Genomic DNA, 13121 nt, shown 5'->3' with positions numbered 1-13121 from the left:
CCGGGGCGCTACGGCTTTTTGTACGCCACGCAATCGACTTCGACTTTCGCGTCGATCACCAGACGCGATTCCACGCACGCCCGGGCCGGCGGATGCGCGCCGAACGCTTCCTTGAAAACCTTGTTGAACGCGGCGAAGTCACGCGGGTCGTCCAGCCAGACGCCGCAACGCACCACGTGCTCGGGGCCGTAGCCGGCCTCGCGCAGAATCGCCAGCACATTGTCGATCGCCGCGCGGGATTGCGCCGTGATGCCGCCTTCGACGATCTCTCCGTCGTACATGGGCACCTGGCCCGACACGTACAGCCAGCCATCGGCCTGCACGGCTCGAGCAAAGGGCATGTGCTGACCGCCCTGGCCAGTGCCCCCGGCTACGCCATAACGGGTGATGCCGTTCGCGTCGGCAGTGGGTGTCGTGCTCATGAATACTCCTTCCTGGAACGGGTGGGCTAGGAAAACGCGTGGAAGCCGGGTCGCAGGTCGCCGGCGCGCGGCAGCCAGCGCCCCGCGCGCGCGCCAGTCGGGTGGCCTCCCTGGTATGACAGGGCGCCGTTGACCCAGACTGCCGCGATACCCTCGGCGGGCAGTTGCGGATCGGCGAAGGTGGCTCGGTCGGTCACGAGGGCAGGGTCGAACAGCACCAGGTCGGCATGATGTCCGGCGCGTACCAGACCGCGGTCCTGCAGTCCGAAGCGCGCCGCGGACAGTCCCGTCATCTTGTGGACCGCCTGCTCCAGTGGAAACAGGCCCAGCTCGCGGCTGTAGTGCCCCAATACGCGCGGAAATGCGCCCCACAGGCGTGGGTGAGGCAAGGGATCATTGGGCAGCCCGTCGGATCCCACCATGGTCAGGCGGTGCGACAGGATGCGCCGGACATCCTCTTCATGCATGCCGTGATACACCGCACCGGCCGGTTGCAGGCGGCGCGCCGCCTCGCTCAGCGATACGCCCCATTGCGCGGCGATGGCGGCCAGTTTCCGGCCGGCCATGTCAGGGTGCGGCTCCGACCACGTGATATCGATGTCGAACTCGTGGGTGACCTGCTTCAGGTCCAGGGTGGACGAGCTGGCGGAATATGGGTAGCAATCGCATCCCACCGGCAAGTGGCGTTCGGCATTTTCCAGGCTTGTCAGCACTTCATGGCTGCGGCCCCAGTTGCCCGCGCCCGCGCATTTGAGGTGCGACACGATCACCGGCACGCGTGCATGCCCGGCAATGTCGTAGGCTTCCTGCATGGCCTGGAGAATCTCCGCGAACTCTGAGCGCAGGTGCGTGGTGTACAGGGCCCCGAACGCGTCGAGCTCTTCGGCCAGCGCCTGGACTTCCGATGTGTCGGCGTGCTGCGCCGAAGCGTACGCCAGACCGGTGCTGAGTCCGAGTGCGCCTTGTTCGAGGGCGTCACGCAGCTGCGCCCGCATGGCGGCGATTTCAGTATCGGTGGCGCGACGATCCAGCCGGTCCATGTGATTGCTGCGCAGGGCGGTATGGCCCACCAGTGCGGCCACGTTCACCGTGGGCCGCGCGGCATTCACCGCCTGTGCGTAGGCCGCAAAGCTCGGGTACTGAAAGTCCTGCCGGCCGCCAAGCAGATTCATGGGGTCGGGAGGATCGCCGCGCAGTGTGACCGGGGCGGCGCTGATCCCGCAATTGCCCACGACCACCGTGGTCACCCCCTGCGACAGTTTGGGCAGCATGTCGGGAGTGCGGATGACATTCGTGTCGTCGTGCGTATGCACATCGATGAAGCCGGGTGCGAGCGCCATGCCGCGGCCGTCGACACGTTCGCGCGCGTCCGCGCCTTGCAGGTCGCCGATCGCGGCGATGCGTCCGGCGGTCAGGGCCACATCGGCGACGAAGCCGGCGGCACCGCTGCCGTCCAGCACTCGCGCGCCGCCGATCAGGGTGTCGTACATGCGTCAGTCTCCAAGCGGCAGGCGGTTCGGTCCGCCGCGGTATTCATCGAGGGCGAGCTTGATGCGCCGCAGCCGCTCGCGGGTGGTGTCCTGGCGCGCCAGGGCAAGTTCGGTCGAGAGGATGTCGATGGCCAGCAGCATGGCATAGCGCGATGACGACGGCTTGAAGATGAAATCCGTTTCGGCTGTACGGATGGGCAGTACGACATCGGCCATATCCGCCAGGGGCGACGCCGGATCAGTGAGGGACACCATCCGGGCACCGTATTGCCTGACGATGCGCGACGCGGCCAGAATTTCAGGCGTCAATCCCGAGGTCGACAACACCACTACGACATCGCGTTCGTCGAGCGTTGCGGCGATCATGCGCAGCAGGACCGCGTCGCTGTAGGCGGCCACCGGATAGCCCAGCCGCACGAGCCGCGATTGCAGTTCCTGTGAAAGCACGGCCGATGCGCCGCCCATGCCGAACACATACGTCATACGCGCATCGTGCACAATGGCGGCGGCTCGCTCGAACAGCGCCTCGGTAAAGAGCGGCAGGTGCTCGCGCAGCGTGGACTCGATGTCGGCATAGAGTCTGGCGTAGAAGGTGCTTTCCTCGGGCGTGGACGGGTCCAGGAAACGTTCGCCCACGGCACTGGCCTGTGCCAGCTTCAGTTTCAGGTCCCGGGTGTCATCGCAACCGACCGAGCGCGCAAATCGCGAGATGGTTGCAATGCTCACGCCGGCCTTGGCGGCAAGCTGGTCTACCGTGGCGCCTGCGGCCGCCGCGATATCGTCCAATATGGCGTCGGCCACCTTGCGTTCGGTGGCGCTGAGGGCGTCGCGGCAGCTGCGGATCTGGTAGACGATGTCAAGCGGGGTCGGCCGGGCGGAAGCGCTCTTGCCGGGTCGGGGTGGGGTGGTCATGATTTGATCTCATCCAGGCGGATACAGGCGGCGTAGTGCCCTTCGCCCAGGTCGCGGGCCACGGGCACGGCGGCGCCGCACGCCTCGGCCGCGTGCGGGCAGCGAGTACGAAACACACAACCCGATGGCGGATCGAGCGGGCTCGGGATCTCGCCCTTGAGCAGAATGCGGGAACGGGGGGCTCGCGGATCGGGCACCGGGGCGGCCGAGAGCAGGGCCTGGGTATACGGGTGGCGCGGATTATCGTACACGCGGCGCGTGGGACCGCGTTCCATGACGCGCCCCAGGTACATCACCACCACCTCGTCGCACAAATAGTCCACGACGGCCAGGTCGTGCGCCACGAACAGCATGGTCAGGCCCAGGTCACGCTGCAGGTCCTGCAGCAGATTCAGTACTTGAGCCTGCACCGAGACGTCGAGCGCCGAAACGGGCTCATCGGCCACGATGAATTCCGGCTCGACGGCCAGCGCCCGTGCAATGCCGATGCGCTGGCGCTGCCCGCCGGAGAACTCATGCGGATATCGCCTGCGCTGGTCGGCGTGCAGGCCCACGCGCTCGAGCAGTTCACCGATGCGGGCGCCGCGGTTTTCGCGAGCCAGGCCATGCGTGTCCAGTGCCTCGCCCAGGATCTCGCCCACCGACATTCGCGGGTTCAGGCTGGCGTAGGGGTCCTGGAACACGATCTGCATGCGCCGCCGCCACGGCAGCATGCGGGACTCGTCCAGCGTGGTCAGGTCAGTTCCATCGAACTCGATGCGGCCCGCGGTCGGCGGGAACAGGCGCAGCAAGGCACGGCCAGTCGTGGTCTTGCCCGAGCCCGACTCGCCAACCAGGCCGACGATGGACCGGCGGGGCACATCGAAACTGACGTCCTCCACGGCGCGCACCACTTGGCCTCGCCGGGCCGGCCCGACAGGAAAGTGCACCGTCAGGCCCTGCACCCGCAGCAACGGATGAGTTGAGCGAATATGGGTCATAGGGGCGATACCTTGATGCAGCGTGCCGAGTGCGCGGCACGCACCGGGGCCAAGGGAGGAACGTCGCGCAGACAGGCCGCTTCCGCCAGCGTGCAGCGTGGGGCAAAGGTGCATCCTGGCGGCAGGGCGAGTACGCTGGGCACGTTGCCGGGGATAGGCTGCAGTCGCTGGCGGGACGCCAGCAGGGCGGCCGTGGGTATGCACGACAACAGGCCGCGCGTGTACGGATGGGCAGGATGATCAAAGAGTTCGTGCACCCCAGCGTCTTCTACCACCCGGCCGGCGTACATCACGGCGACGCGGTGCGCGATCTCGGCCACCACGCCCAGGTTATGGGTCACAAACAGGATGCTCATGCCGGATTCGGCCTGCAGCCGTCGCAGCAAGTCCAGGATCTGCGCCTGCACCGTCACGTCCAGCGCAGTCGTGGGCTCGTCGGCGATCAGCACCGATGGATTGCACGCCAGGGCCAGCGCAATCATGACCCGCTGGCGCATGCCCCCCGACATCTGGTGCGGATACTCGTGCACGCGGCGGGCCGCTGCCGGTATTTCGACGCGTTCCAGCATTTCACGCGCCCGCTCCAGCGCGGCCGCGTGCGATCCGCCCTCGTGCTGCAGCACCGCTTCAGCGATCTGGTCACCCACTGTGTAGAGTGGGTTGAGGCTGGTCATGGGCTCCTGGAAGATCATGGCGATTTCTGCGCCGCGTATGCGCCGCAGCGTGTTCTGCGACACGCGCGTGAGGTCGTGCACGGTGCCGCGGCGGTCGCGAAACCGGATGCTGCCGCCCTCGATGCGCCCTGCCGGCTTGGGCAGCAGGCCCATGATGGAAAGGCTGGTCACGGATTTCCCTGACCCCGATTCGCCCACCAGGGCGAGCGTTTCACCGCGCGCCAGGTCGAACGTGACGCCGTCCACCGATTTGGCCACGCCTTCCCGGCCGTGGAACCAGGTTTTCAGGCCCTCGACGGTGAGGATGACGTCACGCGGCGGTCCCGGGGTGGGGATGTACTGTTGATGGTCCATGGGTTGTGCGCCCTACAGTTCGTTGCGCAGACGCGGATCAAGCACGTCGCGCAGGCCATCGCCGACGAGTTGCAGCGACAACACCGACAGGACGATGGCAATGCCCGGAAACACCATGATCCAATCGGCCGAGCCCATGTACTGCTGTCCGGCGTTGATCATGGTGCCCCAGGTGGGGATGTCCGGCGATACGCCCACGCCCAGGAAGGACAGGCCAGCCTCGGCCAGGATGGCATAAGCGAAGATGAACGTTCCCTGCACCAGCAGGGGCGACATCAGATTGCGCAGCACGTGCACGGTGACGATGCGCCAGGTCGGCACGCCCAAGGCGCGCGCGGCCTCGACGAACGGCAGTTCGCGAATCACCAGAGTGGAGGCCCGGACGACGCGCGCCAGCCGCGGCGCATAGACGATGCCGAGCGCGATGACCACGTTCAACAGCGACGGACCCAGGGCGGCCACCAGCGCGATGGCCAGCAGAATGTCCGGAAAGGCCATCATGGCATCGATCAGGCGAGATACGACTTTGTCTGCGCCGCGGAAGAACCCGGCGGTCAGACCCAGGGCAATGCCCAGCACGCCCGCCAGCAGCACCACCATGAAGCCTACCAGCAGGGACAGCCGACCTCCGTGAATGACCCGGCTGAAGACGTCGCGGCCGAAGTCGTCCGTGCCGAACCAGTGCGCCGCGCCGGGCGCTTGAAGGCGATTCATGATGGACAGCTTATAGGGGTCGAACGGGCTGATCCACGGGGCCAGCAGGGCGGCCAGCACCAGCAGCGCCAGCACCACCAGGCTGATCAGCACCGTCTTGCGGGCGGCCAGCAGGCGCAGGATCTGCCAGCGTTCGCCGCCGGCCGAAGAGGGGATTGTAGTGGCCATGTCAGTACCGGACTCTGGGGTCGACCAGCAGATACAGCAGGTCGATGAACAAGTTGATCAAGACATAAATCGCGGCGATGACGAGCAGCGCTCCCTGGATGACGGGGTAATCGCGCCGCAGCACGGCCGACACCACCAGATTGCCCACGCCGGGCAGGCCGAACACCGTCTCGGTCACCACGGCGCCGCTGACCAGCAGTGCGGTCGTCAAGCCCAGCACCGTCAGGATGGGGATCAGCGCGTTGCGGACGGCGTGCTTCAGAATGACTTTGACTTCGGGCAGTCCCTTGGCGCGCGCGGTACGCACATAATCGTCGCGCAGCACGTCCAGCATGCTGGCGCGGATGAAGCGCGTGATGAGCGCCGAGTTCACCAGCCCCAGCACGATGGCCGGCAGTATCAGGTGCGAAAGGCGGGTGGCGATGCTGGCGTCGGGGCCGCCGTAGCCCGCCACGGGCAGCCAGCCCAGCTTCACCGAGAACAACTGCATCAACAAGAGCCCGAGCCAGAAACTCGGCACACTCGACGTGAACATCGAGAAGCTCAGTACCGACTGGTCCAGCGCGGTGCCGCGCCGCACCGCCGACAGAATGCCCACGGGCACGGCGATGGCGCTGGCGATCAGCAGCGACATCAGCGTCAGCCAGAATGTCGGCTCGGCGCGATCGGCCAGGGCCGAGATGACGGGCTGATCCAGGAAGATCGACTGGCCCAGGTCGCCGCGGGCAAGCTGGCCAAGCCAGGTGGCATATTGCATGGGCAGTGGCTGGTCCAGCCCCAGGCGGGCGCGCAGCGTGTCGATATCCTGCTGGCTGGCCTGCGGGCCCAGCATGACGGCCGCGGGATCGCCGGGAGTCAGCCGCAGGATGACGAACGCGATGGTGGCCACGATGAACATCACCGCAACCAGCCCCACCAATCGGTTCAACAAATAGCGCAGCACGGTTCGATCCTTTCAGCGAGGCAATGCATCAGCGGGCGGCCTTCCAAGCATTCCAGAAGTAAGGCCAGGGCGAAGGCTGCACCCCTTGCAGTGCGCTTGACTTGGCCGCCAGCGAATTGAAGTCGCCCACCTTGATGAACGGAACTTCGTCGTACACGGCCTGCTGGACGTCGGCCCAGAGCTTGACCCGCTCGTCCTGCGTGCGTGCTTGATTGAATGCATCCAGCACCTGATTCCGGCGCGGGGTGTCCCACCAGCCGGGCGCGTCCCTGGAGGGGAAGTCGATCAGGGCGGGTTCGGGCAGGAAGGGGCTATGGGTAATGAAAATGTCCCAAAGGGCGGGGTCCTGGCGGCGCTGCGTCAGCGTCGCCCAGTCCACGACCTGCATGTCCACCTTGAACCCGGCGGCTTTCAGATATTCCGCCGCGACCAGCGCCATTTTGTAATGAAATTCGTATTGCTGGCTGGTCAGGATGCGGATGGTGCGGTCTTGCACCTGCGCCTCGTCCAGCAGTTTTCTTGCGCCGGCGGCATCGCCCTGGTTATAGACCTTTGCGCCCAGGCTCGTGGCCCAAGGATAGCCTTCCGGATACAGGTCGCCGTTCAGGCTGTAGAAGTCTTTGTTGCCGAACGCCGCGTACAACATGTCTTCTTCGTTGAGCGCACGCTGTACCGCCTGGCGCGCGGGCAGGCTCGACATGATGCCCTGCCGCGTGTTCAGCACCAGGCGGGGCCAGCCGAAAGGCTTGAGCAGCTGGGGTTCCGAGCGGCCGTTCTTCAATTTGGCTATCGACTCCACCGGCAGCGCGTCAACGTAGTCGTACTGGCCCGCCACCGCGCTTTCCACGCGCGTGTTGGCATTGGTGACGGGGGCGAACCGGATCTCGTCCAGGTACTGCTTGCGTGCACCGCCATAGCCATTCGGCTCGCCGGCGAGCGGCTGGTAAGCCTCGAAGCACGCAAGCTGGATGTACTGATCGGGCACGCGCGCCTTCAATTGATAGGGCCCGGTGCCCACGAACTCTTTCAGGGGCGTGGCCAGTTTTTCCTGCGGCATGATGACGGCCGCGCTGTTGTTCATGGCCAGCAGGGCGGTCAGCGGTGCATAGGGTTGCTTCAGCGAGATGCGCACCGTGTGGGCGTCCGGCGCGTCGATCGCGCTGATGAGCTTGGCCGCCTGCTTGCCGCGCGATGCCGTTTCCGTCCAGCGCTTCAGCGACGCGACCGCGTCAGCGGCGTCCATAGTGGAACCGTCATGGAACGTGATGCCCTGGCGCAATGCGATGGTGTAGGTCAGTCCGTCTTCGCTGATACTCGGCAACTCGGCGGCCAGCAGCGGCGTGGTGTTCCACTCTGCGTCGAAGGTATACAGCGTCTCGAAGATGTGCTGCGTCAGTATGCCGACCAGGTCGGCCGAGCTGGCCATGGGGTCCAGGGTGGGCGGCTCGCCGATGGTCGCTACCGTGATGGTGCCGCCCTTCACCGGGGTGGCGCCTGCTGCGGGAAGCGCCAGTGCGGTCAGGCCGATGACGCCAGCCGCGAGCGTGCTGCGCAAGGTGGCGCGGCGCCGGAAAGTACAGAAGTTCATGAGTCTGTCTCCAGTGGGTCTACAACGTGCCGTGGCAATCAGAAGCAGGTGGGCGCCACGCCGGTGATGCGGTACTGTTCATCTACCAGAAGCACCTGCCTCCATTTATCGAAGGTCAGGCACGGGTGGGATATGTCAAAGGCGATCATGTCGCCGACCAGGATGTCGTCGCCATCGCCGATGTCCATGAAAGCGTGCTGGTCCATCATGCTGCGCAATTGCCAATGCGGCGGGGCAGGCAAGGGGGCCACACTGCCCGGGCGGTAGTGCGCGGCGGGAACGGGCAGGCCGGCGTCGAATGCCGCATCGCGCTTGCCCATCGCGATAATCGCGCGCCCGGCCTCGGGCACCGACTGGACGTAGGCCCACACCTGCAAGGCGGGCACCAGGCCCGGCTCCATGCCTCGCGCCACCGGGTTTTGTGCGGCAATGCGTTCGGCCGCGCTGCGGTAGATTCCTACGTCGTGTGACAGATAACAGCCCGGGCGCAGCACCACTTCGAGCGGCATGCCGATATCCGCCGCGGCGAACTCCTCGGCGACCACATCGAACCACGCCGACCCGGCGCCAGAAAGCAGTGCCGGGCCGTCCTGGCGCAGCCGCCCCTGCCCGGCCAGCGCGGCCAGCGTACCGGTCGCGCGGCGCAGGAAATCGCGGATGCTGGCTTCATCCTGCAGTACGCCTTCGTAGAGTTCTATGCCAGCCAGCGACAGTGCCTGCGGCCAGCGTGCGATTTCGGCCAGCAAGGCCTGCAGTTGAGCGCTGTCGCGCACGCCGGTGCGGCCTCCGGCGACGCCCAGTTCAACCAGCACCGGCAGGCGCAGTCCCCGGCTCGAGAAGAATGCGCCCAGCCGGGCCGCGTTCGCGGCCGAATCCACCAGACAGAAGAAGCTGAACTCCGGATCGCGCAGCAACCCGGCGATGATGGCCATATTGGCCTTGCCGAGTAACTGGTTGGCCATCAGCACCGTTCTGATGCCATGTCGATACGCGGCCATGGTCTGAGGCGCCGTCGCCAGTGCAATGCCCCAGGCGCCGCCCTGGAGCTGGCGGTGAAAGAGCGCGGGGCTCATGGTGGTCTTGCCGTGAGGCGCCAGCTTCACTCGGTAGGCCTGCATGAACTGCTGCATCCATTGCAGGTTATGGTTCATGCGGTGTTCGTACAGCACGGCGGCCGGCAGGCTGACATCTTCCCTCAGCAGGTTCCAGTTCAGCTCAGCCACACGATTCACGGGCCATCCCTGCGGAAAAGCGCCCAACCCTTTGCCGTCAGCATCCAGCAGTAGCTGACCGGGAAGCGGAGGTGGCAGAGATTCCATAATGGGCCTCGTGAAAATAATTACCGAAAAAGTTTTACCGACGCATTATCCTGAAAATAATTTACAAATAGCAGTTGGGGCTTACCCGTATGCCCGCGAGGCAGGCGCCTTTCCGGCCGGTGCCGGCTGGCATGGTGTAATGGTTGCTTTGGCCGCTACGCGGCTTGTGCTGATTTCGCCGACATGAGCTCCGATCTGTTCGCCGCCGATCCCGCGCACCGGCCCTATGTGCCGCTGGCCGAGCGTCTACGTCCCCGCACGCTGTCCGATGTGGTCGGCCAGTCCCATCTTCTGGGGCCCGACAAGCCGCTGCGCGTGGCGTTCGAGTCTGGCCGGCCTCATTCCATGATTTTCTGGGGGCCACCCGGCGTGGGCAAAACCACGCTCGCGCGCTTGATGGCCGACGGATTCGACGCGCAATTCATTGCCATCTCGGCGGTACTGGGCGGCGTCAAGGACATCCGGGATGCCGTGGTAACCGCCCAGGTGGCGCAGGGGCAGGGCCGTCGCACCATTCTGTTTGTCGACGAGGTCCATCGGTTCAACAAATCGCAGCAGGACGCCTTCCTGCCCTATGTTGAAAGCGGCCTCTTCACGTTCATCGGGGCCACGACCGAAAACCCGTCGTTCGAAGTGAACTCGGCGCTGTTGTCCAGGGCGCGGGTTTATGTTCTGCAGTCGCTCAGCGCCGAGGAACTGCAGCAATTGGTGGATCGCGCCGTCCAGGCGCTGAACGAAGGGCGCACCGAAGAGCCCCTGGTGCGCTTTACCGACGATGCGCGCGAACAGCTGGCCGCCTGGGCCGATGGCGACGCCCGGCGGTTGATCAGTGCGGTCGAGGTGGTGGCAGAATCGGCCCAGTCTGCCGGGCGCGCCGCCATCGATGCAGAATGGCTCGAAACTTCGCTGTCGCAGAATCTGAGGCGCTTCGACAAGGGCGGCGACGCGTTCTACGACCAGATCAGCGCCTTGCACAAGGCGGTGCGTGGCTCTGACCCCGACGCCGCGCTGTATTGGTTCGCCCGCATGCTCGACGGCGGTGCCGATCCCAAATACATGGCACGCCGGCTGGTGCGCATGGCTATCGAAGACATCGGCCTGGCCGATCCCCGCGCGACCGAGCTCGCCATTCATGGCGCCGACATCTATGAGCGCCTCGGTTCGCCCGAAGGCGAACTGGCGCTGGCACAGGCCCTGGTGTACATGGCCTGCGCCGCCAAATCGAACGCCGTGTACAACGCCTATAACGCAGCGCGCAAATTCGCGGGCGAGCATGGCAGTGCCCCTGTGCCTCTGCACCTGCGCAACGCCCCCACCAAACTGATGAAGCAGCTGGGGCATGGCCGAGCCTACCGCTACGCGCATGACGAGCCTCATGGCTATGCAGCAGGCGAGCAATATTTTCCCGATGGCGTCAAAGCCACGTTCTATCGCCCGACCGATCGCGGGCTGGAGGCTAAAATCCAGCAAAAGCTGGCTTTCCTGCGCGACCTCGATGCCCAGGAACGCGCCCGGAAACGATAGCTGCGCGCCGGCCGCTCCCTCGTCAACCTGATTCCATCTTCCATGCTAGATCCCATACTGCTGCGCAAAGACCTGCAAACCGTCGTCGGCCGACTCAACAGCCGTGGTGTCGAATTCGACACGGCCCGGTTCAACGAACTCGAATCGCGCCGCAAGGCGGTGCAGACCGAAACCGAGTCGCTGCAGGCGCGTCGCAATGCACTTGCCAAGCAAATCGGCCAGCTCAAGGCGCAAGGCCAGGACGCTTCGGCGGTGATGGCTGAATCGCAGGCCATACCGGGCCGCCTGAAGCAGCTCGAAGAAGACCTGGCATCAGTGCAGCAGTCGCTGAACGACATGCTGATGGCTGTGCCCAATCTGCCGCATGCGAGCGTGCCCGTCGGCGAATCGGCCGACGACAACCTCGAGGTGCGCCGCTGGCTGCCGGGCCAGCCTGCGGCCGATGGCAATCCCCAGCCGCTGGCTTTCGAGCCGAAAGACCACGTGGCGCTTGGCGAACCCCTGGGCCTGGATTTCGACACGGCCGCCAAGCTGTCGGGCGCCCGTTTCTCGTTCATGCGCGGCCCCATGGCGCGTCTGCATCGCGCGCTGGCGCAGTTCATGCTCGATCTGCAGACCGAGCAGCATGGCTACACCGAGTGCTACACGCCGTACATCGTCAACAGTTCCACCCTGTATGGCACCGGCCAGCTGCCCAAGTTCAAGGACGATATGTTCTTCGTCACCAAGGGGGGCGACGATGACGATCCCAAGGTGGATGAGCGCGGCAATGTGCTGGCGCGGGAAGATCAATACCTGATCTCGACGTCCGAGATCACCCTGACCAGCGTAGCCCGCGACAGCATCATTGCCGAAGCCGACCTGCCTTTGCGGCTCACCGCCCATACGCCTTGCTTCCGGTCCGAAGCGGGCAGCGGGGGGCGCGATACACGCGGCATGATCCGGCAGCATCAGTTCGACAAAGTCGAAATGGTGCAGATCACCCATCCCGACGCGTCCTACCAGGCGCTCGAAGACATGGTGGGCCATGCCGAGCATGTGCTGCAACTGCTGGAACTGCCTTATCGGGTCGTGCTGCTGTGCACCGGCGACATGGGCTTCGGCGCGGCCAAGACCTACGATCTCGAAGTCTGGCTGCCTGCGCAGAACACCTGGCGCGAGATCTCCTCGGTGTCGAACTGCGAAACCTTCCAGGCGCGCCGCATGCAGGCCCGGTACCGGGCGGCGCAGGGCAAGCCCGACTATGTGCATACCCTCAACGGATCGGGGCTGGCCGTGGGCCGGGCGCTTGTAGCGGTGCTTGAAAATCACCAGCAGGCCGACGGCAGTGTGGTCATACCCAAGGTGCTGCAGCCCTACATGGGTGGGCTCACCCTGTTGCAGCCTTGATCACGCAGTTGTCCCCCGGAGCCGCGAGGCTCCATTTTTTTTGACGTCAGGCCGACGCCAGGAAACTTTCGTCACTCCGGTAACGTCATATTGGCGTCTTGTTAACAGACTATGCTGCGCGTCAATGCTCAGTCTTTGATGTCAGCAAATGTGTTCGCGTAAAAAAGGGCCGCATCTTTAGGGCACAATATGCGCCGTACTCGCAGCAGTTGTCGTCAATGATTGGGGAGATGATTTGACATGAGTTCCAGGATGATCGGTGATTTTCGCGTGCGTTGTGATGTCGTTGAAGACGGCCCACAAGGGTTTCAGGTCCGTATCTGGACCCGCCGCGTTGGGGGGAATGCCCCCGAGAAGAGCTGGACGGTACCCGGCCAGCAACCGTTCGCAACCCGCTCCGAGGCCGAGCAGCACAGTCTGCAGGTGTTCGAGGGCATCAACGGAGTGCGTTTCAATGGTGAACCTGAATTTGCGCATACGTCCGCATAATGGCTGGTGGCGCGCGCCCAGCCCTGCGCGGCGCATGCCCCTGCCTGTGCCGTCGCGGGGGGCACCCGCCAAGGACTGACGTGGGCGGTCTAGACCGCATAATCGGCTGCTGCCGGCGCAGCCGCTCGGGCGACGAATCCTAGCGCGGCCGGTCA

Annotated in this window: 13 protein-coding genes; 4 read left to right on the top strand and 9 right to left on the bottom strand. The window is 65.2% G+C overall.

The genetic code is table 11. The features are described from left to right. Positions 1-8: 8 nt before the first annotated feature. The 9 genes from ACV17W_RS07960 to ACV17W_RS07920 are packed head-to-tail and all read right to left on the bottom strand — an operon-like array spanning position 9 to position 9564. Positions 9-422, bottom strand: coding sequence for a RidA family protein (locus tag ACV17W_RS07960; protein WP_462595882.1), 414 nt, complete (start codon positions 420-422; stop codon positions 9-11). Between the two features lie 26 nt (positions 423-448). Next, positions 449-1912, bottom strand: a complete 1464-nt coding sequence (locus ACV17W_RS07955; protein WP_462595881.1) for an N-acyl-D-amino-acid deacylase family protein — start codon at positions 1910-1912, stop codon at positions 449-451. Between the two features lie 3 nt (positions 1913-1915). Beyond that, complete coding sequence (locus ACV17W_RS07950) at positions 1916-2824, bottom strand: MurR/RpiR family transcriptional regulator (RefSeq protein ID WP_462595880.1); 909 nt, start codon at positions 2822-2824, stop codon at positions 1916-1918. Then, entirely contained in the window at positions 2821-3804 is a 984-nt protein-coding gene (locus ACV17W_RS07945) for an ABC transporter ATP-binding protein (protein ID WP_462595879.1), read from the bottom strand. Before ACV17W_RS07945 ends, ACV17W_RS07950 begins: the two co-directional genes overlap by 4 nt. Next, the gene (locus tag ACV17W_RS07940) at positions 3801-4832 is read right to left on the bottom strand and encodes an ABC transporter ATP-binding protein (protein WP_462595878.1); all 1032 of its coding nucleotides are present in this window, start codon (positions 4830-4832) and stop codon (positions 3801-3803) included. The genes ACV17W_RS07945 and ACV17W_RS07940 overlap by 4 nt, the downstream gene beginning before the upstream one ends. A 12-nt stretch (positions 4833-4844) precedes the next feature. Then, positions 4845-5714, bottom strand: a complete 870-nt coding sequence (locus ACV17W_RS07935) for an ABC transporter permease (protein ID WP_462595877.1) — start codon at positions 5712-5714, stop codon at positions 4845-4847. Position 5715: 1 nt separating this feature from the next. Next, complete coding sequence (locus ACV17W_RS07930) at positions 5716-6657, bottom strand: ABC transporter permease (protein ID WP_462595876.1); 942 nt, start codon at positions 6655-6657, stop codon at positions 5716-5718. A 28-nt stretch (positions 6658-6685) separates the two neighbouring features. Further along, the gene (locus ACV17W_RS07925) at positions 6686-8245 is read right to left on the bottom strand and encodes an ABC transporter substrate-binding protein (protein ID WP_462595875.1); all 1560 of its coding nucleotides are present in this window, start codon (positions 8243-8245) and stop codon (positions 6686-6688) included. 38 nt (positions 8246-8283) lie between these two features. Then, a complete protein-coding gene (locus tag ACV17W_RS07920) occupies positions 8284-9564 on the bottom strand; it encodes an amino acid deaminase (protein WP_462595874.1) in 1281 nt (426 codons plus the stop codon). Position 9565: 1 nt separating this feature from the next. On the opposite strand from ACV17W_RS07920, the gene ACV17W_RS07915 reads away from it, so the two are divergent. From ACV17W_RS07915 to ACV17W_RS07900, 4 genes are all read left to right on the top strand, one after another. Further along, positions 9566-9751 carry a hypothetical protein gene (locus ACV17W_RS07915; protein ID WP_462595873.1) on the top strand — a complete coding sequence of 62 codons (186 nt, stop codon included), beginning with the start codon at positions 9566-9568 and terminating at the stop codon, positions 9749-9751. Further along, the gene (locus tag ACV17W_RS07910; RefSeq protein WP_462595872.1) at positions 9748-11088 is read left to right on the top strand and encodes a replication-associated recombination protein A; all 1341 of its coding nucleotides are present in this window, start codon (positions 9748-9750) and stop codon (positions 11086-11088) included. Before ACV17W_RS07915 ends, ACV17W_RS07910 begins: the two co-directional genes overlap by 4 nt. A gap of 42 nt (positions 11089-11130) precedes the next feature. Continuing rightward, entirely contained in the window at positions 11131-12477 is a 1347-nt protein-coding gene (gene serS / locus ACV17W_RS07905) for a serine--tRNA ligase (RefSeq protein ID WP_462595871.1), read from the top strand. Between the two features lie 240 nt (positions 12478-12717). Then, positions 12718-12966, top strand: a complete 249-nt coding sequence (locus tag ACV17W_RS07900) for a hypothetical protein (protein WP_462595870.1) — start codon at positions 12718-12720, stop codon at positions 12964-12966. The last annotated feature ends 155 nt before the right edge of the window (positions 12967-13121 follow it).

This window comes from Bordetella sp. MIP270_01_BMS (assembly GCF_054958705.1).
Note: the sequence above shows the minus strand (reverse complement) of the source record. Positions and strands in the feature narration are given on the sequence as shown.